This window comes from Streptococcus oralis (assembly GCF_001578705.1).
Lineage (GTDB): Bacteria > Bacillota > Bacilli > Lactobacillales > Streptococcaceae > Streptococcus > Streptococcus oralis_J.
Map to the genome: position 1 here is coordinate 21,100 of NZ_KQ969037.1, position 23,651 is coordinate 44,750.

Annotated in this window: 25 protein-coding genes and 1 pseudogene; 22 read left to right on the forward strand and 4 right to left on the reverse strand. The window is 40.1% G+C overall.

From position 1 onward, the window contains the following. From SORDD05_RS00090 to SORDD05_RS00115, 6 genes and pseudogenes are all read left to right on the forward strand, one after another. Positions 1-1,200, forward strand: a pseudogene (locus SORDD05_RS00090) (ATP-binding protein); the annotation flags it as partial. A gap of 320 nt (positions 1,201-1,520) precedes the next feature. Continuing rightward, positions 1,521-1,730, forward strand: coding sequence for a helix-turn-helix transcriptional regulator (locus SORDD05_RS00095; protein WP_013670190.1), 210 nt, complete (start codon positions 1,521-1,523; stop codon positions 1,728-1,730). Then, complete coding sequence (locus tag SORDD05_RS00100) at positions 1,720-2,208, forward strand: DUF6773 family protein (RefSeq protein WP_061416407.1); 489 nt, start codon at positions 1,720-1,722, stop codon at positions 2,206-2,208. Before SORDD05_RS00095 ends, SORDD05_RS00100 begins: the two co-directional genes overlap by 11 nt. Positions 2,209-2,324: 116 nt before the next feature. After that, on the forward strand, positions 2,325-3,785 hold the full coding sequence (locus SORDD05_RS00105) for a nicotinate phosphoribosyltransferase (protein WP_061416409.1): 1,461 nt from the start codon (positions 2,325-2,327) through the stop codon (positions 3,783-3,785). Then, positions 3,782-4,606: an ammonia-dependent NAD(+) synthetase gene (gene nadE, locus SORDD05_RS00110; RefSeq protein ID WP_061416413.1), complete on the forward strand. Its 825-nt coding sequence runs from the start codon at positions 3,782-3,784 to the stop codon at positions 4,604-4,606. Before SORDD05_RS00105 ends, nadE begins: the two co-directional genes overlap by 4 nt. A gap of 159 nt (positions 4,607-4,765) precedes the next feature. After that, positions 4,766-5,311, forward strand: a complete 546-nt coding sequence (locus SORDD05_RS00115) for a GNAT family N-acetyltransferase (RefSeq protein ID WP_000643814.1) — start codon at positions 4,766-4,768, stop codon at positions 5,309-5,311. A gap of 59 nt (positions 5,312-5,370) precedes the next feature. Here the strand turns inward: SORDD05_RS00115 and SORDD05_RS00120 are convergent, their stop codons facing one another. The 4 genes from SORDD05_RS00120 to SORDD05_RS00135 are packed head-to-tail and all read right to left on the reverse strand — an operon-like array spanning position 5,371 to position 8,455. After that, the gene (locus tag SORDD05_RS00120) at positions 5,371-5,826 is read right to left on the reverse strand and encodes an 8-oxo-dGTP diphosphatase (RefSeq protein WP_001081773.1); all 456 of its coding nucleotides are present in this window, start codon (positions 5,824-5,826) and stop codon (positions 5,371-5,373) included. 9 nt (positions 5,827-5,835) lie between these two features. After that, complete coding sequence (locus SORDD05_RS00125) at positions 5,836-6,357, reverse strand: DUF1697 domain-containing protein (protein ID WP_000400041.1); 522 nt, start codon at positions 6,355-6,357, stop codon at positions 5,836-5,838. A gap of 13 nt (positions 6,358-6,370) precedes the next feature. Beyond that, the gene (locus SORDD05_RS00130) at positions 6,371-7,552 is read right to left on the reverse strand and encodes an aminoacetone oxidase (protein WP_004246837.1); all 1,182 of its coding nucleotides are present in this window, start codon (positions 7,550-7,552) and stop codon (positions 6,371-6,373) included. A gap of 57 nt (positions 7,553-7,609) precedes the next feature. Next, positions 7,610-8,455 carry a DegV family protein gene (locus SORDD05_RS00135; RefSeq protein ID WP_061416416.1) on the reverse strand — a complete coding sequence of 282 codons (846 nt, stop codon included), beginning with the start codon at positions 8,453-8,455 and terminating at the stop codon, positions 7,610-7,612. Between the two features lie 124 nt (positions 8,456-8,579). On the opposite strand from SORDD05_RS00135, the gene SORDD05_RS00140 reads away from it, so the two are divergent. From SORDD05_RS00140 to prfB, 16 genes are all read left to right on the forward strand, one after another. Then, entirely contained in the window at positions 8,580-9,137 is a 558-nt protein-coding gene (locus SORDD05_RS00140) for a TetR/AcrR family transcriptional regulator (RefSeq protein ID WP_061416419.1), read from the forward strand. A gap of 15 nt (positions 9,138-9,152) precedes the next feature. Then, positions 9,153-9,620, forward strand: coding sequence for a deoxycytidylate deaminase (locus SORDD05_RS00145; protein WP_000136990.1), 468 nt, complete (start codon positions 9,153-9,155; stop codon positions 9,618-9,620). Between the two features lie 88 nt (positions 9,621-9,708). Beyond that, a complete protein-coding gene (upp, locus tag SORDD05_RS00150; protein WP_061417751.1) occupies positions 9,709-10,338 on the forward strand; it encodes a uracil phosphoribosyltransferase in 630 nt (209 codons plus the stop codon). A 178-nt stretch (positions 10,339-10,516) separates the two neighbouring features. Continuing rightward, a complete protein-coding gene (gene clpP / locus SORDD05_RS00155; protein WP_061416422.1) occupies positions 10,517-11,107 on the forward strand; it encodes an ATP-dependent Clp protease proteolytic subunit ClpP in 591 nt (196 codons plus the stop codon). A 78-nt stretch (positions 11,108-11,185) separates the two neighbouring features. Then, on the forward strand, positions 11,186-11,455 hold the full coding sequence (locus SORDD05_RS00160) for a YlbG family protein (protein ID WP_061416425.1): 270 nt from the start codon (positions 11,186-11,188) through the stop codon (positions 11,453-11,455). Positions 11,456-11,543: 88 nt separating this feature from the next. Further along, entirely contained in the window at positions 11,544-12,704 is a 1,161-nt protein-coding gene (locus SORDD05_RS00165; RefSeq protein ID WP_000726138.1) for an ABC transporter substrate-binding protein, read from the forward strand. 118 nt (positions 12,705-12,822) lie between these two features. After that, complete coding sequence (locus SORDD05_RS00170) at positions 12,823-13,692, forward strand: branched-chain amino acid ABC transporter permease (RefSeq protein WP_061416428.1); 870 nt, start codon at positions 12,823-12,825, stop codon at positions 13,690-13,692. A gap of 4 nt (positions 13,693-13,696) precedes the next feature. Next, complete coding sequence (locus tag SORDD05_RS00175) at positions 13,697-14,653, forward strand: branched-chain amino acid ABC transporter permease (RefSeq protein WP_061416431.1); 957 nt, start codon at positions 13,697-13,699, stop codon at positions 14,651-14,653. After that, entirely contained in the window at positions 14,653-15,417 is a 765-nt protein-coding gene (locus SORDD05_RS00180) for an ABC transporter ATP-binding protein (RefSeq protein WP_001186014.1), read from the forward strand. Before SORDD05_RS00175 ends, SORDD05_RS00180 begins: the two co-directional genes overlap by 1 nt. Further along, entirely contained in the window at positions 15,417-16,127 is a 711-nt protein-coding gene (locus SORDD05_RS00185; protein WP_000062210.1) for an ABC transporter ATP-binding protein, read from the forward strand. Before SORDD05_RS00180 ends, SORDD05_RS00185 begins: the two co-directional genes overlap by 1 nt. Before the next feature lie 566 nt (positions 16,128-16,693). Next, complete coding sequence (locus tag SORDD05_RS00190; RefSeq protein ID WP_061416435.1) at positions 16,694-18,472, forward strand: phosphotransferase; 1,779 nt, start codon at positions 16,694-16,696, stop codon at positions 18,470-18,472. A gap of 1 nt (position 18,473) precedes the next feature. Beyond that, positions 18,474-18,659 (forward strand): hypothetical protein, encoded by a 186-nt coding sequence (locus SORDD05_RS00195; RefSeq protein WP_061416438.1) that lies wholly within the window; start codon positions 18,474-18,476, stop codon positions 18,657-18,659. A 1-nt stretch (position 18,660) separates the two neighbouring features. After that, positions 18,661-20,088, forward strand: coding sequence for a cytosine permease (locus SORDD05_RS00200; RefSeq protein WP_061416441.1), 1,428 nt, complete (start codon positions 18,661-18,663; stop codon positions 20,086-20,088). A 132-nt stretch (positions 20,089-20,220) separates the two neighbouring features. After that, positions 20,221-21,648 carry a cytosine permease gene (locus SORDD05_RS00205; protein ID WP_061416445.1) on the forward strand — a complete coding sequence of 476 codons (1,428 nt, stop codon included), beginning with the start codon at positions 20,221-20,223 and terminating at the stop codon, positions 21,646-21,648. Between the two features lie 132 nt (positions 21,649-21,780). Next, positions 21,781-22,437, forward strand: coding sequence for a CBS domain-containing protein (locus SORDD05_RS00210; protein ID WP_061416448.1), 657 nt, complete (start codon positions 21,781-21,783; stop codon positions 22,435-22,437). A 110-nt stretch (positions 22,438-22,547) separates the two neighbouring features. Beyond that, a protein-coding gene (prfB, locus tag SORDD05_RS00215) for a peptide chain release factor 2 (RefSeq protein WP_125449940.1) occupies positions 22,548-23,643 on the forward strand; the annotation gives its coding sequence in 2 pieces (ribosomal slippage) (positions 22,548-22,619 and positions 22,621-23,643; 1,095 coding nt in all). Positions 23,644-23,651: the final 8 nt, after the last annotated feature.

Consider the following 23,651-nt stretch of genomic DNA (forward strand, 5'->3'; position numbering starts at 1 on the left):
GGTAGTTCGTTAAAAAATGAATTAAGAGACTTGGATGCATTCATTCAAAAACAAATTCCCGAAGCAGAAACTTCGAATCTTGATAACCTTCAGAAGTACATCAAAGAAGATTTCAAGTTAAAGCGGTTTATTGAATTCCAAAAGGATTTAACAGCAAATCAAATAAACTGTACTTTATTTGGCAATAAAAAAATTCTCACCATTATCCCTAAGGTTAAACACGAAGATAATTTAGGGACTGTTGAATCATGGATTGGAATAGATAATCTCAGTGAGCAAATAACGGATTTTGATGATTTGTTAAAAAATTCAACGAAAATAGTATTAGATGGTAAAGAACAAAAATCTTTTAATAAGGAAATTGAAGGTCAGTGGAAAATCGTTACAGAGACAGAAAACGTTATTGAAACTCTGCATCTAATCTTAAAAGATACCAACCAGCCTAAAATTGTCCAAAAGCAAAGTATTTTGAAAAGAGGGATGGACTATAATCTTGATAATCTTTTTACTTTTACAAATAGTTTTGGTAAGGAAGATGAGGGATTAATTTTTGAAATTGATACCAAAAATAATTCTACAATTAATTTTAACAAAGGCAAAGGAATAATTAATTTTGGACGTGTGAATGAAAACACAATATCAATCAAGATATCTGACAAGAAGACTAAAAAAATTCATGAAGCTGATTTTACATTTAAAGTAGAGGAAGATAGCTTTGATATTCCAAAAAGTATGGCTGAAGCTGATTTAGTTACGATGCCAATCAGTAAAGAAGTCAACTTCAGAGTAGATATTGCTAGCTTTATAAGAGAGATTAATCAAATTTTTAAAATTGAAGATTATAGTTTTGTACCAGTCGTATCTTATAGGACATTGATAGAAATAGTTGTTAACGATATTTTAGATAATCAAAACATTGATAAGACAGAAAGCTTGTTGAAAAACTATAATAAAGTTATTGAAGTGGGTAATACTCTCATTAAAGATAGCTCATTAGATGATGCGGATAAAAGAGTACTGTCAGCGTTGCTCTCTTCAATTAATAGTAAAGAAGAACGTGAAGGTTTTGTAGCGTTTTTGAATTTATCAACTCATGGAGGGCCTAGAATAATTAATAAGGTAGAAGCGATGAAAAAAACTCAAGAAATTAAATTGTTATTGGGTTTACTATATATTTCTGGTTTAGATAAAGAAAAGTAATTTTGAATTTTAAAGATAAGCCGTAGTTTTAAATATGGTGGATTTTTATATAAAAGTTATGTCAAATGGACTACAAGAACTATGACTAAGCTCTAGCTTGAAAGTCTAGGAATCAAGACCTATCAGGTCAAGAAAAGAAGTGATGTCATCGATATTTTGAAATCCTATATTTAAAGATAACACTCTCTATTTTTTGTGATAGAGAGTTTTTTGTTAGAAAAATCTTACAAAATGACATTTATATATTGCATTAAGTTAGATATATAGTATAATGTTTTTAAAAGAAGCGCAACTTTTTAAAAATGTGAAGGAGGATGCTAGTGGCTAAAAACTTAAAATTAAAATTAGCTCGGGTGGAGCGTGATTTAACACAAGGGGATTTGGCAGAGGCTGTGGGTGTTACTAGGCAGACTATAGGCTTGATAGAAGCAGGGAAATACAATCCTAGTCTTTTCCTTTGCCAGTCTATTTGCAGATGCTTAGGCAAAACTTTGGATCAATTATTTTGGGAGGAAGAAGATGAAAAATAGATTTTTTTATTATCAATTATTAGACGAAAGAGAAGAACAACTGATTAACAAAGCTGGGACAGAGTCTTTTAATGTGTTTATCGGGCTCATTCTGCTAAGTTATTTGGTGGCTGTATTAGCACCTGCTCTTTTTAATTCTAATATTCTTCTGGTTACCCTTCTTTTAGGAATTTTCTTCTTTTTCAATCGTGCACGACAACTTGGAGTGACCTACTATAGTCGTTTTCATTTTACGATTGTAGGGTGTTTGCTGGTAACTCTCGCTATTACGACTCTCTTGATGTTGGAGAATTATCAATTCAATATCGAAATTTATCAGCACAATCCTTTGAACGTTAAATACTTGTCTGCTTGGGTCATTACTTATCTGATTTACCTTCCTTGGGTTTTTATCGGCAATCTCGGCCTTAAAAGTTATGGTGAATGGGCTCAAAAAAAGTTTGAGCAAGATATGGATGAACTGGAGAATGGAGAATAGCTTGTTAGCTTTTTATCAATCTCGGTAAAATGTGTTATAATAGTACTAATTTATCGGATGGTGTGAAAGTGGTAGAATACGTTCATACCTTTGTAAAGTAGGAAGAAGGAAAACAGATGTATCCAGATGATAGTTTGACATTGCACACGGACTTGTACCAGATTAACATGATGCAAGTTTACTTTGACCAAGGAATTCACAATAAGAAGGCGGTCTTTGAAGTTTATTTCCGCCAGCAACCGTTTAATAACGGCTATGCTGTTTTTGCTGGTTTGGAAAGAATTGTACATTATCTTGAAGACTTACGCTTTTCAGATAGCGATATTGACTACTTGGAGTCGCTTGGGTATCATGGAGAATTCTTGGATTACCTCCGCAATCTCAAGTTGGAGTTGACGGTTCGTTCTGCTCAGGAAGGGGACTTGGTTTTTGCTAATGAACCGATTGTACAGGTGGAAGGTCCTCTAGCCCAATGTCAATTGGTCGAAACGGCTCTCTTGAACATCGTTAACTTTCAAACCTTGATAGCGACTAAGGCAGCACGTATTCGTTCGGTCATTGAAGATGAACCCTTGATGGAGTTCGGGACACGTCGTGCGCAAGAAATGGATGCAGCTATCTGGGGAACACGCGCAGCGGTGATTGGTGGAGCCAACGGGACTAGCAATGTGCGAGCAGGGAAGCTCTTTGGTATTCCAGTATTGGGGACTCATGCTCATGCCTTGGTACAGGTTTATGGAAACGACTATGAAGCCTTCAAGGCCTATGCTTCAACCCATCGTGACTGTGTCTTTCTAGTAGATACTTATGATACGTTGCGTATCGGTGTGCCAGCTGCCATTCAGGTAGCGCGTGAGTTGGGTGATAAGATCAATTTTAAAGGCGTTCGTATCGACTCTGGGGATATAGCCTATATTTCCAAGAAAGTTCGCCAACAGTTAGATGAGGCTGGATATCCAGATGCCAAAATTTACGCTTCCAATGACCTCGATGAAAATACCATCCTTAACCTCAAAATGCAACACGCTAAGATTGACGTTTGGGGGGTGGGTACCAAGCTGATTACAGCCTATGATCAGCCAGCTCTTGGGGCAGTTTATAAGATTGTAGCTATCGAAGATGAAACTGGTAAGATGCGCAATACCATCAAGCTTTCAAGCAATGCTGAAAAAGTATCGACCCCAGGTAAGAAGCAGGTATGGCGCATCACCAGTCGTGAAAAAGGCAAGTCAGAAGGTGACTACATTACTTATGATGGTGTGGATGTGAGCGGCATGACAGAAATCAAAATGTTCCATCCGACCTATACCTATATCAAAAAAACCGTTCGTAATTTTGACGCTGTTCCTCTCTTGGTGGATATTTTCAAAGCAGGAACATTAGTTTACAACTTGCCTAGTTTGACTGAGATTCAGGCCTATGCACGTAAGGAATTTGACAAGCTTTGGGATGAGTATAAACGGGTACTCAATCCGCAACATTATCCAGTGGACTTGGCGCGTGATATTTGGCAAGACAAGATGGACTTGATTGATAAGATGCGCAAGGAAGCCCTTGGTGAAGGAGAGGAAGAATGAGTTTGCAAGAGACCATTATCCAGCAACTGGGTGTCAAACCAGTGATTGATGCCCAGGAAGAAATTCGTCGTTCGATTGACTTCTTAAAGAGATACTTGAAAAAACACCCCTTCCTTAAAACTTTTGTACTAGGTATTTCTGGAGGACAAGACTCAACCTTAGCAGGGCGCTTGGCGCAATTAGCGATGGAAGAAATGCGAGCAGAGACAGGAGATGACAGATACCAATTTATCGCTGTTCGCCTGCCATATGGAGTGCAAGCTGATGAAGCAGATGCTCAAAAAGCTCTCGCTTTCATCCAGCCAGATATTAGCTTGGTTGTGAATATCAAGGAATCAGCTGATGCCATGACAGCTGCAGTTGAAGCGACAGGAAGTCCTGTTTCAGACTTTAATAAGGGCAATATTAAGGCTCGTAGTCGTATGATTGCTCAATATGCGCTTGCAGGTGCCCATAGCGGAGCGGTTATTGGGACAGACCATGCTGCAGAAAATATCACAGGCTTTTTTACCAAGTTTGGTGATGGTGGTGCGGATATTCTTCCTCTTTACCGCCTCAATAAACGTCAAGGAAAACAACTCTTGAAGGAGCTTGGTGCAGACCCAGCCCTTTATGAAAAAATCCCAACAGCAGATTTGGAAGAAGAAAAACCAGGTATTGCAGACGAAATCGCACTTGGAGTCACTTACAATGAAATTGATGATTACCTCGAAGGCAAACAGGTTAGCCCAGAAGCTCAAGAGACTATCGAAAACTGGTGGCACAAAGGCCAACACAAACGCCACCTACCAATCACCGTATTTGATGACTTTTGGGAGTAAAAAGGTCCGGGGGACCTTTTTAGCTTCTTGCCTTGAAACTCGAGAGCAAGAATAACCTCCAGTGGAGGTTTTTACCCTGAGCCTAGAAATGAGAAAGCGAAGAAGGTCCAGTGGACTTTTTTAGCTCCTTGCCTTAAGCTGAGAAAGCGAGGTAACATTATGAAAGCAATCGGTACGCAAATATTACAGACAGAACGTTTGATTTTGAGAAGATTTGTGGAGAATGATGCGGAAGCCATGTTTCAAAATTGGGCTTCATCTGCTGAGAATCTGACCTATCTTACCTGGGATCCCCATCCTGATGTAGAGGTGACTCGGAATTCGATTCGAAATTGGGTTGCCTCCTATGCCAATCTCCACTATTTCAAATGGGCCATTTGTCTCAAAGAAGATCCTGAGCATGTGATAGGAGATATCAGTATCGTTGAAATAGATGAGAATGATTCTTATTGTGAAATTGGGTATGTTTTAGGAAAAAACTATTGGGGCCGAGGTATGATGACAGAGGCCTTGAAAGCTGTGTTAGACTTTTGTTTTACTCAAGCAGGTTTTCAAAAAGTCAGAGCACGATATGCCAGTCTCAACCCAGCTTCAGGCCGTGTGATGGAAAAAGCGGGAATGTCTTATCTAAAAACCATTACCAATGGTGTGGAGAGAAAAGACTACGTTGCGGACCTTATTTATTATCAGATTAAAAAGGACTAAGAAATGACCTGAGCTTCAAAATTTAACTTTTGAAGCTCAGGTCATTTTTTTCTGCTCTTTTATTTTAACTCATAAAGCCAGTCGTCACCGTCTTTGTAGTAAAAGAATTCACTGAGATCGTCTTCTAAAAAAACACGCAGCATGTCTGACATATCCTCAGTTGCAAGTTTCAGATGAGACAGATTTTCAAATTCTTCCCACCAAACAGTACCTTCATCTGAAGATTGGAGTTCACCAGTAAAGTGTTCTGTCTTGTAAAAAAGGACGACATACCGATAATCCCCGTCATCGTACCAGTCTTTGATACCACAAAGTTGAGGTTTGGATATGGTCAGTCCAGTTTCTTCTTTGACTTCTCTGATAACTGCCTCGGTAAAAGATTCCCCACGCTCTACATGACCACCGGGAAAGGTAATACCGGGCCAGTCGGGACTAACTCGATCTTGAACCAGAACCTTATCTCCGTTTTTAATCATGCACATGTTGACAAATTCGACTGTTTCGCGTCTGTTCATCTTGTTCTCCTATTTTGTTAGTAACTTTTCCACTACATTTAGCTTTCTCATGGTCAGATCCACGCCAAACAGTTTTTCAAGATAGTTGGTATTGAGCTTTTTTCGTTTTGCAGTTCTAGGGAGATAGAGGTAGAGACAGTGATCGCCTACACAAATTTCTTCCTCACCGTAGTCAGCTTTCAAATTTTCTAATGGCAGACTTTGGATAAATCCCTGATAAAGGATCACATGCACACGATCATGAAGATAGTCTTCTCTAAACGGATTCTCATGAACAATCTTTTCAAAATCATTCTTATTCTTGATAACCATTTTTAAGTCGGCCCCAATTTTTTCCTTTATCAGAGTATGAACACGTTCTCGTATTTCTTCTAAATCTAAGTCACTTTCAAGAATGATATTCCCACTTTGAATATAGGTTCGAACGTGCTGAAACCCAGCTTCTGTTAAAATATCTATCAAATAAGACATTTTCGGGATAGCATTTTTTCCATTAGGAGTAATGCCTCTCAGTAAAATAATATGTTCCAAAGAACTTCCTTTCTTACTTGGTATTTATTGGATTGGAGCCTGCCACCCAGCCGGTACAGAGGGCAGAAGTGATGTTAAAGCCACCCGTGTGGGCATTGATATCCAGTACCTCGCCTGCAAAGTGGAGGCCGGGAACGAGCTTACTTTCCAGAGTTTTGGGATTGATTTCCTTGAGACTGACACCACCTTTGGTGACAAAGGACTTGGCAAGAGACATTTTTCCAATCACAGGGATTTTGAGTGCTTTGATGGACTGGAGAAGTTGTTCCCGTTCTTTTTCAGTTAGCTGTTTGACTTTTTCAGGATAGCCTTGAACCAAAAATTCTGCCAAGCGTTCTGGAAGCAAGGTTTTTAAAGCATTTTTTAAAGATTTTTCCCGATGTTCTTCTAAAAAGTTTGCCAAATCCTGCTGACTCATTTGAGGCAAAACATCCAGTGAAATAACCTCCCCACCTTTGACAAAACTAGACATGCGCAGGGCAGCAGGGCCAGATAAACCAAAGTGGGTAAAGAGCAGATCATGAGTGATGACATGCTTGCCATAACTTAAGGCCACATCGTCCAGCGAAATCCCCTGAAGCGCTTTGTGAGGAAGATCTGTCAACAATGGACTTTCAGCGGCTTCAAGCTCGGTAATCGTATGTTTAAAATGACGGGCAATCTCATGACCAAAACCAGTCGAGCCTGTAGAAGGATAAGATTTACCACCAGTTGTGACAATCAGTTTATCACAAGTGAAGGTTTGGTCTGCGGACTTGAGGACAAACTGGTTATCCACCTTTTTAACCGAAACAATCTCTGTTTGGGTAGCGACTTGACCACTGAGTTCAGTGATTTTCTTCTCCAAAGCTTCGATAATGGTCTGAGACTTGTCGCTAGCAGGAAAGACGCGTCCGTGGTCCTCGACCTTAAGTTTGACTCCATTTTCCGTAAAAAAGTTGATGATATCATGGTTATTAAACTGAGAGAAGACACTATATAGAAAGCGCCCATTCCCAGGGATGCCAGCCAGTAGGTCGTCTAGAGTTCCATTGTTGGTTACATTACAACGACCACCACCAGTTCCAGCTAATTTTTTTCCAAGTTTGCGATTTTTTTCGATGAGAAGAGTTTTCTGACCATAAAAGCTACTGGAAATCGTAGCCATCATGCCAGCAGGCCCTCCACCGATAACAATAGTATCAAAATGTTTCATAGCTCTATTGTACCACAAAAAACAAGAGATGCTTGGCATCTCTTGTTACGGATGATCTTAGTTAATTTCATATCCCATTAACAAACCGCCATCTTCTGCATAAAAACTGCAGAGACCAGATGTTGGGAGGATTTTGATATTGGCTTGTGGGAATGTTTCCAGCAAGCGTTCTGACAATTGCTGACAGAATTTTTCATTGCTGCGATGAGCAATGACGATACGACCACCAGCATAGCCAGCCTTGATGAGTTCTTCATAGGCTGCTTGAAGAGACTTTTTAGCACCACGAGCCTTTTGAAGAAGCTCTAAGGTTCCAGTTTCACTTGCTTCCCCGACCATACGGATGTTGAGAAGACCAACGACTGTACCGATAAGCTTACTTAAACGGCCATTTTTTACCAAGTTATCAACCTTAGCGAGGACAAAGAGCAATTTTGTTTTTTCTTGGTAAGCTGTGATAGCTTCAACAATTTCCTCATGAGAAAGTCCTTGGTCAATCAAGTCATTGATTTTTTCGACAATCAAGTCAACCTCCCCACCTGCAGATAAACTATCAATCACATGAATCTGAGTGTCAGGGTGTTCTTCGAGGTAGATGTTTTTAGCGAGCTGTGCACTGTTATGGCTACCAGAAAGAGTACCAGTGATGGTAACGACAAAGATATGCTTAGCACCTTCAAATGCACGCAAGTAATCATCAGGGCTAGGGCAAGCTGATTTTGAAGCCTCAGAAGTCGCATACATGGTTTTCATCATGTAGTCAATGTCGAGATTGGCATCATCAATAAAGACCTGATCAGCCACTTGAATAGTTAAAGGAACACTGACAAATTCAGTATCGATAGCGGGAGTTACCAATTGACGATAATCACAACCAGAGTCAGCTACAATCTTCCAAGTCATAGAAATTCTCCATCTTTGTCACTTATACATTGACAAAGGTTCTGTCTTTTTTTACAATTATATCATGAAAGCCCTTGAAACAAAAGTACCACCTCTCTGTTGTCACAAGTAGAAAGAAATTGTTATGTCTGAACGTAAAATATCTGAAAAATCTCTTGAAAATCTCAGAAAATCAAATCAAGAATCTAATTTCTTGACCAGAGAAGCGATTGAGACTGCACTTTTGCAACTTCTGGAAAGAAAAGACTTGGCTAAGATTAGTATTTCAGAGTTGGTCAAGCGGGCGGGCGTTTCTCGTGCTGCCTTCTATCGAAATTATGATTCTAAAGAAGAGATTTTGGAAAGCGTCTTTAAACGCAGTGTCCATAACATCATGGAACAGTTGAGCCACTACGATGTCAAAACGGATCTTTATCTAGTCTGGGTTCGCCTTTTCCGAGCAGCAAAGAAAGAAGCTAAGGTTATCCAACTTGCTCTGGACTACCACTTGGAAAAGATTTTTGTTCAAGCTATGCAGGAATTTCTGGAAAAATACCACGGAAAATCAAAAGGTGTCAGCAGCTATCTGCATTCGTTTTGGAGTTCTGCCATCGTATCGGTTCTGCTCAAATGGATCAAGGATGGCATGAAGATTCCAGCTGAAAAGATTGCAGATTTACGCTTGCCATTTTTCAAAAAATAAAGGAGGAGAAGACTTATGACAGAAAAAAGACTGGCTTGGGATGAGTACTTTGCAGCACAAGCCTTACTGATTGCCAATCGATCTACTTGTAAACGCGCCAAAGTAGGTGCTGTCCTAGTCAAGGATAATAAGGTCATTTCAACAGGCTACAATGGTTCCGTATCAGGAACTGAGCACTGTATTGACCACGAATGTCTGGTCATTGAAGGGCATTGTGTTCGAACTCTTCACGCGGAGGTTAATGCTATCTTGCAAGGGGCTGAACGAGGCGTTCCAAGAGGTTTTACAGCCTATGTGACGCATTTTCCTTGTCTGAACTGCACCAAACAACTGCTACAAGTTGGTTGCAAGCGCGTGGTTTATATCAACCAGTACCGAATGGATGACTATGCCCAGTACCTTTATCACGAAAAAGGCACTGAGTTGACCCATTTACCATTGGAGACGGTTCAGACAGCTCTCCAAGAGGCAGATTTGATTTAAAAATTAATAAAAATAAATGGTTTAGAAAGCTTTTTAAACCGTTTTTTGATATAATAAGAAGAATAAATTGAAAGAAGGAATTCAGAAAATGGGAAAAATTGAAGTCATTAATCATCCACTCATTCAGCATAAATTGTCAATCTTGCGTCGTACAGACACTTCTACAAAAGCTTTTCGTGAGCTAGTAGATGAGATTGCAATGTTGATGGGATATGAAGTACTTCGTGATCTTCCACTTGAAGATGTGGAAATCGAAACACCAATCACAAAGACCGTTCAAAAACAATTGGCTGGTAAAAAATTAGCGATTGTCCCAATCTTGCGTGCAGGCATCGGAATGGTAGATGGGCTCTTGAGCTTGGTTCCGGCAGCAAAAGTTGGACACATCGGTATGTACCGTGATGAAGAAACCCTTCAACCAGTTGAATACTTGGTGAAATTGCCTGAGGACATTGACCAACGTCAAATCTTTGTCGTCGATCCAATGCTTGCAACAGGTGGATCAGCTATCTTGGCCGTTGACTCGCTTAAAAAACGTGGCGCATCAAATATCAAGTTTGTCTGCCTAGTAGCTGCTCCAGAAGGAGTGAAAGCTCTTCAAGCAGCTCACCCAAATGTCGAAATCTTTACAGCAGCTCTGGACGAACACTTGAATGAACATGGCTATATTGTTCCAGGTCTCGGAGATGCTGGAGACCGCTTGTTCGGTACGAAATAAGACTCAGATAGAGTCTTAAAGATGAAATTGGAGGATGTTTCTAATTTCGCGAGGAGGTTGAATTTTTGATTCTGTCGATAGTATAGAGCAAAAATTTGACCTTTTTTGACCAAAAAGATATAATAGTTCTGTATTGAGTCGCATGACTAAGAAAATTCAACATTAAAAGGAGAAATGAATGATTCCTGTAGTTATTGAACAAACAAGCCGTGGAGAACGTTCCTATGACATTTACTCTCGTCTTCTGAAAGACCGCATCATCATGCTAACTGGGCCAGTCGAAGACAACATGGCCAACTCCGTTATCGCCCAATTACTTTTCTTGGATGCCCAAGATAGTACAAAGGATATTTACCTTTATGTCAATACACCTGGAGGTTCTGTGTCAGCTGGTTTGGCAATCGTTGATACCATGAACTTTATCAAGGCAGATGTTCAAACCATCGTTATGGGAATGGCTGCATCTATGGGGACTGTCATTGCATCAAGTGGCGCAAAAGGCAAACGCTTCATGCTTCCAAATGCAGAGTATATGATTCACCAACCAATGGGTGGAACAGGTGGCGGTACCCAACAAACAGATATGGCAATCGCTGCAGAACACTTGCTCAAAACACGTAAGACATTGGAGCAAATTCTTGCAGATAACTCTGGTAAATCAGTCGAGCAAATTCATGCAGATGCGGAACGTGATTACTGGATGAGTGCCCAAGAAACGCTTGAATATGGCTTTATTGATGAAATCATGACCAACAATTCTTTAAGCTAAGCAACCTAGAAAGCAAACTCGACGGAGTTTGCTTTTTTTGGTATAATAGGAGAAGATTTCTTAGAAAGAGGATCCCTCATGTTTGAAAAAACAAATCGATCAGGATTAATCATCTATCTCTACTATAATCGAGATGCAAAAAAACTTCAGGAATATGGTGATATTTTCTATCATTCTAAACAGCATCGCTACTTGCAGCTCTATGTTCCAACTGAGGAGCTAGATGACTTAATTGAGAGATTAGGTAAGGAAAGATTTATCAAGAAAATTAGACGGTGTCACATTCAAGAGTTAGAGACTCCCTTTGTTGGCAATCTTTATCGAAATGAAGAAAACGTTATCATTTAAAAAAGTCGAGCAAAAGTATTGACAATTTTCTGATAATTCGGTATATTCTTAACATACTATTTTTGAAACAACTATAAGGAGATTAAAAATGAAGAAAAAATTTGCCCTATCTTTTGTGGCTCTTGCTAGCGTAGCTCTTCTCGCTGCCTGTGGAGAGGTCAAGTCAGGAGCGTCAAATACAACTGGTAACCCAGTAGACGAAAAGACTATCAAAATCGGTTTTAACTTTGAAGAAACAGGTGCTGTAGCTGCCTATGGTACTTCTGAACAAAAAGGTGCCCAACTTGCTGTTGATGAAATCAATGCTGCAGGTGGTATCGATGGAAAACAAATCGAAGTTGTGGATAAAGATAACAAATCTGAAACTGCTGAGGCTGCCTCTGTTACAACTAACCTAGTTACCCAATCAAAAGTTACAGCTATCGTAGGACCTGCGACATCTGGTGCAACTGCTGCAGCTGTAGCCAACGCTACTCAAGCAGGAGTGCCATTAATCTCACCAAGTGCGACTCAAGATGGATTGACCAAAGGTCAAGAATATCTATTTATCGGAACTTTCCAAGATAGCTTCCAAGGGAAGATCATTTCAAACTATGTGACAAACAAATTGAACGCTAAGAAGGTTGTTCTTTATACGGACAATGCTAGTGACTATGCTAAAGGTATTGCTAAATCTTTCCGCGAAGCCTACAAGGGTGAGATTGTAGCAGATGAAACGTTTGTGGCAGGTGATACAGACTTCCAAGCAGCCCTTACTAAAATGAAAGGGAAAGAGTTTGACGCTATCGTTGTTCCAGGTTACTACACAGAAGCAGGTAAAATCGTAAACCAAGCACGTGGTATGGGAATTGATAAACCAATCGTTGGTGGTGACGGCTTTAACGGTGAAGAATTTGTTCAACAAGCAACTGCTGAAAGAGCATCAAACATTTACTTCATCTCAGGATTCTCAACTACAGTTGATGTTTCTGCAAAAGCTAAAGCTTTCCTTGAAGCTTACCGTGCTAAATACAATGAAGAACCTTCAACATTCTCAGCTTTGGCCTATGACTCAGTTTACCTAGTAGCTAATGCTGCAAAAGGTGCTAAAAACTCAGGTGAAATCAAGGACAACCTTGCTAAAACCAAAGATTTTGATGGTGTAACTGGTCAAACGAGCTTTGATGCAGATCACAACACAGTGAAAACTGCTTACATGATGACCATGAACAATGGTAAAGTGGAAGCAGCAGAAGTTGTAAAACCATAACATTAGAATAGTAGTTGAAATAGGGAATGAGCCTTTGACTCACTCCCTGTTTCGGTGTTTATGAACTTGTGAAAATTGAGAAATTTCTAAAAAATAACGATAGAAAAGAGTGAATGCTATGCTCCAACAACTTGTGAATGGTTTAATTCTGGGTAGTGTTTATGCACTTTTGGCCCTGGGTTACACCATGGTTTATGGAATTATCAAACTCATCAACTTCGCCCACGGTGATATTTATATGATGGGAGCCTTTATTGGTTACTTTTTGATTAATTCTTTCCAAATGGATTTCTTTTTAGCTTTAATTATTTCAATGGTAGGAACCGCACTACTTGGTGTTGTGATTGAATTTCTTGCCTACCGTCCTTTGCGACACTCTACACGTATTGCTGTATTGATTACTGCCATCGGAGTGTCTTTCCTACTGGAATACGGGATGGTTTACTTAGTCGGTGCCAATACTCGCGCCTTTCCTCAAGCCATTCAAACAGTTCGCTATGATTTGGGGCCAATCAGCTTGACAAATGTTCAGTTGATGATTCTAGCAGTTTCCTTACTCCTGATGATTTTATTGCAAGTGATTGTTCAAAAAACAAAAATGGGGAAAGCCATGCGTGCGGTATCAGTTGATAGTGATGCAGCTCAATTGATGGGAATTAATGTAAATCGTACAATCAGCTTTACCTTTGCTTTGGGTTCAGCCCTTGCTGGTGCAGCAGGTGTCCTCATTGCGCTTTACTACAACTCTCTTGAACCGTTAATGGGCGTGACTCCAGGTCTTAAATCTTTCGTTGCGGCCGTACTCGGTGGTATCGGGATTATTCCTGGTGCAGCTCTAGGGGGATTTGTGATTGGCTTGTTGGAAACATTTGCTACTGCCTTTGGTATGTCTGATTTCCGTGATGCTATCGTATATGGAATCTTGCTTTTGATTCTGATTGTTCGACCTGCAGGTATCCTTGGTAAGAATGTGAAAGAGAAGGTGTAAACAAATGAAGACAAATCTTAAAGTAAATATTCTCTGGTTATTCCTTCTGTTAGCAGGTTATGGGCTGATTAGTGTACTTGTTTCTGCTGGTGTTCTCAATCTATTCCATGTCCAAATTTTAGAACAAATTGGGATTAATATCATCCTTGCAGTAGGTTTGAACTTAATCGTTGGTTTTTCAGGACAATTCTCACTCGGTCATGCAGGTTTTATGGCGATTGGGGCTTATGCAGCAGCGATTATTGGCTCAAAATCACCAACCTATGGTGCCTTCTTTGGAGCAATGGTCTTGGGTGCCTTGATTTCTGGTGCAGTAGCTTTGCTTGTTGGGATTCCAACTCTACGCTTGAAGGGGGACTATCTGGCTGTTGCAACACTAGGTGTTTCAGAAATCATTCGTATCTTTATCATTAATGGTGGAAGTTTGACCAACGGTGCTGCTGGTATCTTGGGTATTCCAAACTTTACCAACTGGCAAATGGTTTATCTTTTTATAATTATCACAACTATTGCAACCCTCAACTTCCTACGTAGTCCAATCGGACGCTCTACTCTATCTGTGCGTGAGGATGAGATTGCTGCAGAGTCCGTTGGGGTAAACACTACAAAGATCAAGATTATCGCTTTTGTCTTTGGTGCCATTACAGCAAGTATTGCTGGTTCACTTCAGGCTGGTTTTATCGGATCTGTTGTCCCAAAAGATTACACCTTTATTAATTCCATCAACGTATTGATTATCGTTGTATTTGGTGGACTTGGGTCTATTACTGGTACCATCGTTTCAGCGATTGTTTTAGGAATTTTAAATATGCTCCTTCAAGATGTTGCTAGCGTACGTATGATTATCTACGCCTTGGCTCTTGTATTGGTCATGATTTTCAGACCAGGTGGACTTCTTGGGACATGGGAATTGAGTCTATCACGTTTCTTTAAAAAATCTAAGAAGGAGGGACAAAACTAATGGCATTACTTGAAGTTAAACAGTTAACCAAACATTTTGGCGGTCTAACAGCTGTTGGAGATGTCACTCTTGAATTGAACGAGGGAGAATTGGTTGGTCTGATTGGACCAAACGGGGCTGGTAAAACAACCCTTTTCAATCTCTTGACCGGCGTTTATGAACCAAGCGAAGGTACTGTGACACTAGATGGACATCTCCTAAATGGGAAAACTCCCTATAAGATTGCCTCACTTGGTCTCAGTCGTACTTTCCAAAATATTCGTTTGTTCAAGGACTTGACAGTTTTGGAAAATGTTTTGATTGCTTTTAGCAATCATCATAAACAACATGTCCTTGCGAGCTTTCTACGTCTACCAGCTTTTTATAAGAATGAGGAAGAATTAAAAAGCAAAGCTTTGGACTTGCTGAAGATTTTTGATTTGGATGGTGACGCAGATACACTTGCTAAAAATCTGGCCTATGGTCAACAACGTCGATTAGAGATTGTTCGTGCTCTGGCAACCGAACCTAAGATCCTCTTTTTGGATGAACCTGCAGCTGGGATGAATCCACAAGAAACGGCTGAATTGACAGAATTGATCCGCCGTATCAAAGATGAATTTAAAATTACCATCATGCTCATCGAACACGACATGAATTTGGTTATGGAAGTCACTGAGCGTATATATGTTCTCGAATATGGTCGTTTGATTGCTCATGGTACTCCGGATGAGATCAAGAACAACAAACGCGTTATCGAAGCTTATCTAGGAGGTGAAGCCTAATGTCTATGTTAAAAGTTGAAAACCTCTCTGTACATTACGGTATGATCCAAGCAGTTCGTGATGTAAGTTTCGAGGTTAATGAAGGTGAAGTTGTTTCCTTGATTGGTGCCAATGGTGCTGGTAAAACAACCATTCTTCGTACCCTTTCAGGTTTGGTTCGTCCAAGTGCTGGTAAAATTCAGTTTTTAGGAAAAGAAATTCAAAAGATGCCAGCGCAAAAAATCGTGGCAGGTGGCCTTTCACAAGTTCCTGAGGGACGCCATGTTTTCCCAGGCTTGACTGTTATGGAAAATCTAGAAATGGGAGCTTTCTTGAAGAAAAATCGTGAAGAAAATCAAGCTAACTTGAAAAAAGTTTTCTCACGCTTCCCACGTCTTGAAGAACGCAAAAACCAAGATGCGGCGACCCTTTCAGGTGGTGAACAGCAGATGCTGGCTATGGGACGCGCTCTCATGTCTACGCCTAAGCTTCTTCTCTTGGACGAGCCGTCAATGGGACTTGCTCCTATCTTTATCCAAGAAATTTTTGATATCATTCAAGATATTCAGAAGCAAGGAACAACGGTTCTCCTAATTGAACAGAACGCTAACAAGGCCCTTGCTATTTCTGACCGAGGTTATGTGCTTGAAACAGGTAAGATTGTCCTATCAGGAACAGGAAAAGAACTCGCAGCATCAGACGAAGTCAGAAAAGCATATCTAGGTGGCTAAAACAATCCAGTGGATTGTTTTAGTCGGCGGATAAGGATTGCGCAAGCAATTCTCCTCTGGTCTGGGAGACTAGTTTAGGTTGTGGATGGAGATTGCGCAAGCAATTTCCCCATAGTCCGGGGGACCTTTTTAGTCGGCAGATAAGGATTGCGCAAGCAATCATCCAATCCACTGGATTGTTTTAGTCGGTGGATAAGAATTGCCCAAGCAATTCTCCTCTAGTCTGGGGGACCTTTTTAGTCGGCAGATAAGGATTACGTAAGTAATCATCCGATTCAGTGGATTGTTTTAGTCGGCGGATAAGAATTGCCCAAGCAATTCTCCTCTAGTCTGGGAGACTAGTTTAGGTTGCAGATGGAGATTGCGTAAGCAATTATCTAATTTAGTGGATTATTTTGTAGATGAATTTGAAGAGCTCCAAATTTGGGGCTCTTTTTTCGTTTGGTCCCTATTTTGATGGGCCTGATTTGAGCCCCCGTTTTCTTAATATAGAATCTAACTTGACAAAAGCACGTGTTCATCATATAATTAAATAAACAAAAATATTGAACAAAGAGGCTGAAGATATGCTATCAGAAAAACAATTTAAACTTTTACGTTTTTTGTTGACCCACAAAGATGAAAACTTTACGCAGAGACAATTGGCTGAACAGCTAGATATCGCTTTGGGGACGGTAAATAATCTTCTCAAGGAATGTAAAGAAGAGAAGTGGATCAGTGAGGAAAATAACTTAACTGACTTAGGTGAGGAGGCTTTGGCTCCGTATCAGGTGAAGAATGCCATTATCATGGCTGCAGGTATGAGTAGCCGCTTTGCTCCTTTGTCTTATGAGCTACCTAAAGGATTGCTTCAAGTTAAAGGTGAGCGTTTGATTGAGAGAGAAATCAAGCAATTGCAAGAAGCTGGGATAGAGGACATTACAGTTATTGTAGGATATCTGCAAGAAAAAATGTTCTATCTGGCAGAAAAATTTGGCGTTAAAATCGTTGTGAATAATGATTACTACAAGTACAACAACTGTTCTTCTCTCATGCTAGTCAGAGATCAACTTTCCAACACTTATATCTGTTCATCGGATAATTATTTTGTAGAAAATCCGTTTGAACGATACATTTACAGAGGTTACTATTCTACAATATTTGCAGAAGGGGACACGGACGAATACTGCTCTAAGGAAGATTCCAATCACACGATTATCGATATTCAAATCGGTGGGACGAATACTTGGGCTATGGTGGGGCATGTTTATTTTGATCGTGCATTTAGTGAAAAATTCGTAGATATTTTAGAAACTGAATTTAAGCACGAACCATATCGCGAACAACTCTGGGAAGATTATTATAGTCGTCACGTCAAGGAACTTCCTTTGGAAGCTCGGCATTATTCAGCAGACATTGTTAAGGAGTTTGATTCACTAGATGAGTTGCGTCAGTTTGATGAACACTATTTGGTGAATACGAATTCGGAAATCATTGATAACATCTGTAAGACATTAGGATGTATAGCTTCAGATATTGTCAATATCAAACCTCTAAAAGATGGTCTAACCAACACTTCGTTTTCATTTGACTGCCTAGGGAAGAAATATGTTTACCGCCATCCAGGTAGAGGAACGGAGAATTATATCGATCGTGCTAGTGAAGCGGCTTCCATGGAAATTGCTGCAAAATTGAAGATTGACCGTACCTTTGTCGCTATGAACAAGGATGAGGGCTGGAAAATTTCAGAATTTATCCCTAATGCCAAGCAACTAGATTATGATAATTGGGATGATGTAGCAAAAGCAATGGAGCTCTTGAGACGCTTGCACAAATCTGGAGAAAAAACGGATCATTCTTTTGATCAATTTGAGGGAATTGATGATTTTAGACGAAAATTAAAGGCTAGCAATCGTTTTGAGTTTGATGGACTTGAAGAGTTGGATAAGAATGTCTCAGTTCTCGAGAAGCTTTTACAAGAAGATCAAGCGAAAAAGGTTCTCTGCCACGGAGATTCTTATAGCCCGAATTTCTTGTTGAATGAAGCTGGCGAAATGAGCTTGATTGATTGGGAATATTCTGGTATGGGAGATCCAGCAGGAGATTTAGGAACCTTTATCGGGTGTTCAAATTATACAGTAGAAGAAGCTGAAAAGGTACTTGAAATCTATCTACAAGAAGTTCCGGACAAGAAAACCAAACGTCACTATTTTGCCTATGTATCAGTGACTTCGTATTATTGGTTTTTGTGGGCCCTGTTCCAAGAAAGCGTTGGAAAACCAGTAGGTGAATTTCTTTATATCTGGTATCGTTATACCAAGCAGTATGGAAAACTTGCATTATATTTATACTTAGAGGAGAATTGAGATGAAACCGACATCTGAAATTGAAGAATTAGTAGCAAATGAAACGAAAAGAAGGCTAGAAGAAATGGAATCACCAAACTATGTGTTTGCTCAGCCATTTCTAAAAAGTGATTTTATTATAGTCGTTGGCTTAGTTCTAATTAACCTTATTCTGATTATCCTAGCCATGACAGGAGGTATTCAATAAAATGTCCAAGATGAATGACTTTATTCAACAGGAGACGATAACGGGAATTGTTCCCATGACCAACAAGGATCGTCAGTATTCTTTCTGGGATCTCTTCCTGTCGACAAGTGGTTTTGCCATTGCAACTTGGTGTTATACCCAAGGAGCCTATGTGGCTCAATATTTGACCTTTAATCAAATGTTGATTAATATTTTTAGTTTCAACATTATCTGGGTCTTTATTGAGTGTCTCCCAATTCTGTTTGCGGTTAAATATGGGATTGATTTGTGGATTTGGTTGAGGGCTGTCCTAGGAAAAAAAGGGGTGGCCTTGCTATCAACCATTATTAGCTTGGCTAACTTTGGCTGGTACGCCGTTGCGGCTAATCTTTTTGCTAATTCTATGATCCACTTGGCAAATAATTTTGGACTTGGTTTAGACAAGGGAGTATGGGCACCGATTTTAGGTACTCTCTGTGTTCTCCTTGGAACGCTGATTGCCCTTGGAGGTCCAGAAGTGATCAAATGGACCAATAGATTCTTGGTCATCGCCTTGTTGATTGTCGGTCTCATTATCGTTGGAATCTGTTTTGTAGCTGTGCCTATAACTGATATTATGAATATTCAACCAGCTACCCAAGGAGATTTAACGCCATTAGAACGCTTCATGCTTTCTGGGGAAGGAAATGTTGCTTTTGCCTTCTCTTGGTCTACACAAGCATTGGTCTTGCCACGTTTGGCAAAATCAGAACGTAGTGGCTATTGGGCTACAGCCTTATCATACGGAGTTGTTGCGCCCTTCTTCGTTGCGACAGGTGGAGTCATGGCTCTAGCCATGTTTGTTAAAACAGGTGTTTATGAAAGTGATCCAACAACCATGCTATCAACTCTAAGCACACCAGCCTTTGCCCTCTTAAGTCTACTACTAGTAGCCTTTGCCAATATTGGAACCCAAGGGACAGGATCGTACGTGAACTGTATGATTGTCAAAAGCGGGATGCCAAAAGTAAGCTATAAACTAATGGTTTGGATTGCTATGATTTATGTAAGCCTACTCACCATCTGGGGAGGGGTAGAAGAGTACTTCGGTTCCTTCATCTCACTAGCCGCTTATATTCAGGGACCAATTATTGGTATGATCGTTGTTGACTACTTTATCTTAAGAAAACGAAAACTTGATTTGCGTTCAGCTTATTTCCTTGAAGGACACGATGCTTACGAGTTTACCAAAGGATTTAACTTGGTTGGCTTGTCTTGCGTATTTATCTCTTTATTGGTTGCAGTACTATTTGTTTATAACCCTGTAACAGCACAGATTCAAAGCCCAATCTTTTTAATCACAACGGGTAGTGGCTTTACTGCGATTTTTGGAGGTTTATTGTACTGGTTAGCTAGCTTAACTCCGTTAAAACGCTATATGATCAAGGATCGGGACTCTGTTACGATTTAAGGATAAATGAAAGCCTTAATCTATATCTATTTGCTTCCTCTTTTTTGAAAGTTAATTTTACATTAGTAATTGACATGAACTTAGTTAACCTCATTCTGATTATTTTTGCTATGACAGGAGATATTCAATAAAATGTCCAAGATGAATGACTTTATTCAACAGGAGACCATAACGGGAATCGTTCCCATGACCAACAAGGATCGTCAGTATTCTTTCTGGGATCTCTTCTTATCAACAAGTGGTTTTGCTATCGCAACTTGGTGTTATACCCAAGGAGCCTATGTGGCTCAATATTTGACCTTTAATCAAATGTTGATTAATATTTTTAGTTTCAACATTATCTGGGTTTTTATCGAATGTCTCCCAATCTTGTTTGCAGTTAAATATGGAATTGATTTATGGATTTGGTTGAGAGCCGTTCTAGGTAGAAAAGGGGTGGCTGTTCTATCAACCGTGATTAGTCTGGCAAATTTTGGTTGGTATGCCGTTACTGCTAATCTTTTTGCCAGCTCCATGATTCATTTGGCAAATAATTTTGGACTTGGTTTAGACAAGGGAGTATGGGCACCGATTCTAGGCACCCTCTGTGTTCTCCTTGGAACGCTGATTGCTCTTGGAGGTCCAGAGGTGATTAAAGGTACTAATCGCTTTCTGGTGGTAGCCTTGTTATTTGTTGGGCTAATCATCGTTGGGATCTGTTTTGTAGCCGTTCCGATTAGGGATATTATGAATGTCCAGCCTGCCATCCAAGAAAATTTGACACCGATTGAACGTTTTATGATGTCGGGGGAAGGAAATGTGGCCGTAGCCTTTTCTTGGTCTACACAAGCCTTTGTCTTACCACGTTTGGCAAAATCAGAACGCAGTGGCTATTGGGCTACAGCCTTGTCATACGGGGTTGTTGCGCCATTCTTTGCTGCGACAGGTGGGGTGATGGCTTTGGCTATGTTTGTCAAAACAGGTGTCTATGAAAGTGATCCAACGACGATGCTTTCCACTCTAAGTACACCAGCCTTTGCCCTTTTAAGTTTACTACTGGTAGCTTTTGCTAATATTGGAACCCAGGGTACAGGATCGTACGTGAACTGTATGATTGTAAAAAGCGGGATGCCCAAAGTGAGCTATAAACTAATGGTTTGGATTGCGATGGTTTATGTGAGCCTACTTACGATTTGGGGAGGAGTGGATGAATACTTCGGTTCCTTCATCTCGCTGGCTGCCTATATTCAAGGCCCCATTATCGGAATGATCGTTGTAGACTACTTTATCTTAAGAAAACGAAAACTTGATTTGCATTCAGCCTATTTCCTTGAAGGACATGACGCCTATGAGTTTACAAATGGCTTTAATCTGGTAGGATTATCTTGTGTAATCATTTCTTTGTTAGTTGCGGTACTATTTGTTTACAACCCTATAACAAAGCATATCCAGAGTTCTGTGTTCCTACTCACAACTGGTAGTGGCTTTACTGCGATCTTTGGTGGTCTATTGTACTGGCTAGCTAGCTTAACTTCTTTAAAACGCTATATGATTAAGGATAGAGATTCCGTTACGATTTAAGTTTAAGAGAGAAGGCTATTTCTCTCTTTTTTGTGATTGAATGTTACAAAATCTTGAGAAAGAGATGAAAGCGTTTGATAGTTTTTGTAAGAAAGTGTATAATTATAGTAGCAATAAAGAAGGAGAAGTCTCATGGCAGTTAAAGATTTTATGACCCGCAAGGTAGTTTATATCAGTCCAGATACGACTGTAGCACATGCAGCAGATTTGATGCGCGAGCAAGGTTTGCACCGTTTACCTGTTATCGAAAATGATCAATTGGTTGGTCTTGTAACAGAAGGAACCATTGCTGAAGCCAGTCCGTCTAAAGCAACCAGCCTCTCTATCTATGAGATGAATTATCTTCTCAATAAGACTAAAGTCAAAGATGTTATGATTCGGGATGTCATCACTGTGTCAGGTTATGCTAGTTTAGAGGATGCGACTTATCTCATGTTAAAGAATAAAATCGGTATTCTTCCAGTTGTGGACAATCAACAGGTTTATGGTGTGATTACAGATCGTGATGTTTTCCAAGCCTTTTTGGAAATTGCTGGTTATGGAGAAGAAGGGGTTCGTGTTCGGTTTATTACGGAAAATGAAGTTGGGGTTTTGGGGAAGATTGTGGCCTTGATTGCAGAGGAAAATCTAAATATTTCTCATACAGTTAATATTCCGCGCAAGGATGGCAAGGTCGTGATTGAGGTTCAAATTGATGGGACGATTGATTTAACCTTCCTGAAGGAGAAATTTGAAGCGCAAGGTATCCAAGTAGAGGAGATTGCTCGAACATCTGCTAAAAAGTTATAAAATGGAGGGTGAAAGCCCTCTTTTTTGTATACAATTTGAAATAACAAGTAAAATATGGAAAGAAATGAGAGAATGTGGTATAATGAAACGATGTGAATAAAGGAGTATTTATGGACATTTCAGAAATTCGTCAAAAAATTGATGCAAATCGTGAAAAATTAGCTTCTTTCAGGGGGTCTCTTTGACCTCGAAGGACTAGAGGAAGAGATTGCCATCTTGGAAAACAAGATGACGGAACCTGATTTTTGGAACGATAATATCGCGGCCCAAAAAACGTCGCAAGAATTAAATGAATTAAAAAACACCTACAACACCTTCCGTAAGATGGAAGAGTTGCAGGATGAAGTTGAAATTTTATTGGACTTTTTAGTAGAAGACGAGTCTGTACGTGATGAACTGGTTGAACAGTTGACAGAACTGGATAAGATGATGACCAGTTACGAAATGACGCTTCTCTTGTCAGAACCTTATGACCATAATAATGCAATCTTGGAAATCCATCCAGGTTCTGGCGGGACAGAGGCTCAAGACTGGGGTGATATGTTGCTCCGTATGTACACTCGTTATGGAAATGCCAAAGGTTTTAAAGTAGAAGTCTTGGATTACCAAGCAGGTGATGAAGCGGGCATCAAGTCTGTGACCTTGTCCTTTGAAGGTCCAAATGCCTACGGTCTTCTCAAGTCAGAAATGGGTGTTCACCGTTTGGTCCGTATTTCACCATTTGACTCTGCCAAACGTCGCCATACTTCATTTACTTCCGTGGAAGTCATGCCCGAGTTGGATGATACCATCGAAGTGGAGATTCGTGAAGATGATATCAAAATGGATACCTTCCGTTCAGGTGGTGCTGGTGGACAAAACGTCAATAAAGTTTCAACAGGTGTGCGTTTGACACACATTCCTACAGGAACTGTCGTCCAATCAACGGTCGATCGTACCCAGTATGGAAATAGAGATCGTGCTATGAAGATGTTGCAAGCCAAGCTCTATCAAATGGAGCAAGAAAAGAAAGCTGCGGAAGTCGATTCCCTCAAAGGTGAGAAAAAAGAAATCACTTGGGGAAGTCAGATTCGTTCTTATGTCTTCACACCTTATACCATGGTAAAAGATCACCGTACGAGCTTTGAAGTCGCTCAGGTAGATAAGGTCATGGATGGAGATCTTGATGGTTTCATTGATGCTTATCTTAAGTGGCGAATTAGCTAAGAATAGAA

What these genes read in the sequence shown, in the direction of transcription:
- SORDD05_RS00100 (WP_061416407.1), top strand. Translation starts at nt 1,720, where the DNA reads ATGAAAAATAGATTTTTTTATTATCAATTATTAGACGAAAGAGAAGAA.
- SORDD05_RS00105 (WP_061416409.1), top strand. Translation starts at nt 2,325, where the DNA reads ATGTATCCAGATGATAGTTTGACATTGCACACGGACTTGTACCAGATT.
- nadE (WP_061416413.1), top strand. Translation starts at nt 3,782, where the DNA reads ATGAGTTTGCAAGAGACCATTATCCAGCAACTGGGTGTCAAACCAGTG.
- SORDD05_RS00115 (WP_000643814.1), top strand. Translation starts at nt 4,766, where the DNA reads ATGAAAGCAATCGGTACGCAAATATTACAGACAGAACGTTTGATTTTG.
- SORDD05_RS00120 (WP_001081773.1), bottom strand. Translation starts at nt 5,826, where the DNA reads ATGAACAGACGCGAAACAGTCGAATTTGTCAACATGTGCATGATTAAA.
- SORDD05_RS00130 (WP_004246837.1), bottom strand. Translation starts at nt 7,552, where the DNA reads ATGAAACATTTTGATACTATTGTTATCGGTGGAGGGCCTGCTGGCATG.
- SORDD05_RS00135 (WP_061416416.1), bottom strand. Translation starts at nt 8,455, where the DNA reads ATGACTTGGAAGATTGTAGCTGACTCTGGTTGTGATTATCGTCAATTG.
- SORDD05_RS00140 (WP_061416419.1), top strand. Translation starts at nt 8,580, where the DNA reads ATGTCTGAACGTAAAATATCTGAAAAATCTCTTGAAAATCTCAGAAAA.
- SORDD05_RS00145 (WP_000136990.1), top strand. Translation starts at nt 9,153, where the DNA reads ATGACAGAAAAAAGACTGGCTTGGGATGAGTACTTTGCAGCACAAGCC.
- upp (WP_061417751.1), top strand. Translation starts at nt 9,709, where the DNA reads ATGGGAAAAATTGAAGTCATTAATCATCCACTCATTCAGCATAAATTG.
- clpP (WP_061416422.1), top strand. Translation starts at nt 10,517, where the DNA reads ATGATTCCTGTAGTTATTGAACAAACAAGCCGTGGAGAACGTTCCTAT.
- SORDD05_RS00160 (WP_061416425.1), top strand. Translation starts at nt 11,186, where the DNA reads ATGTTTGAAAAAACAAATCGATCAGGATTAATCATCTATCTCTACTAT.
- SORDD05_RS00165 (WP_000726138.1), top strand. Translation starts at nt 11,544, where the DNA reads ATGAAGAAAAAATTTGCCCTATCTTTTGTGGCTCTTGCTAGCGTAGCT.
- SORDD05_RS00170 (WP_061416428.1), top strand. Translation starts at nt 12,823, where the DNA reads ATGCTCCAACAACTTGTGAATGGTTTAATTCTGGGTAGTGTTTATGCA.
- SORDD05_RS00175 (WP_061416431.1), top strand. Translation starts at nt 13,697, where the DNA reads ATGAAGACAAATCTTAAAGTAAATATTCTCTGGTTATTCCTTCTGTTA.
- SORDD05_RS00180 (WP_001186014.1), top strand. Translation starts at nt 14,653, where the DNA reads ATGGCATTACTTGAAGTTAAACAGTTAACCAAACATTTTGGCGGTCTA.
- SORDD05_RS00185 (WP_000062210.1), top strand. Translation starts at nt 15,417, where the DNA reads ATGTCTATGTTAAAAGTTGAAAACCTCTCTGTACATTACGGTATGATC.
- SORDD05_RS00190 (WP_061416435.1), top strand. Translation starts at nt 16,694, where the DNA reads ATGCTATCAGAAAAACAATTTAAACTTTTACGTTTTTTGTTGACCCAC.
- SORDD05_RS00195 (WP_061416438.1), top strand. Translation starts at nt 18,474, where the DNA reads ATGAAACCGACATCTGAAATTGAAGAATTAGTAGCAAATGAAACGAAA.
- SORDD05_RS00200 (WP_061416441.1), top strand. Translation starts at nt 18,661, where the DNA reads ATGTCCAAGATGAATGACTTTATTCAACAGGAGACGATAACGGGAATT.
- SORDD05_RS00205 (WP_061416445.1), top strand. Translation starts at nt 20,221, where the DNA reads ATGTCCAAGATGAATGACTTTATTCAACAGGAGACCATAACGGGAATC.
- SORDD05_RS00210 (WP_061416448.1), top strand. Translation starts at nt 21,781, where the DNA reads ATGGCAGTTAAAGATTTTATGACCCGCAAGGTAGTTTATATCAGTCCA.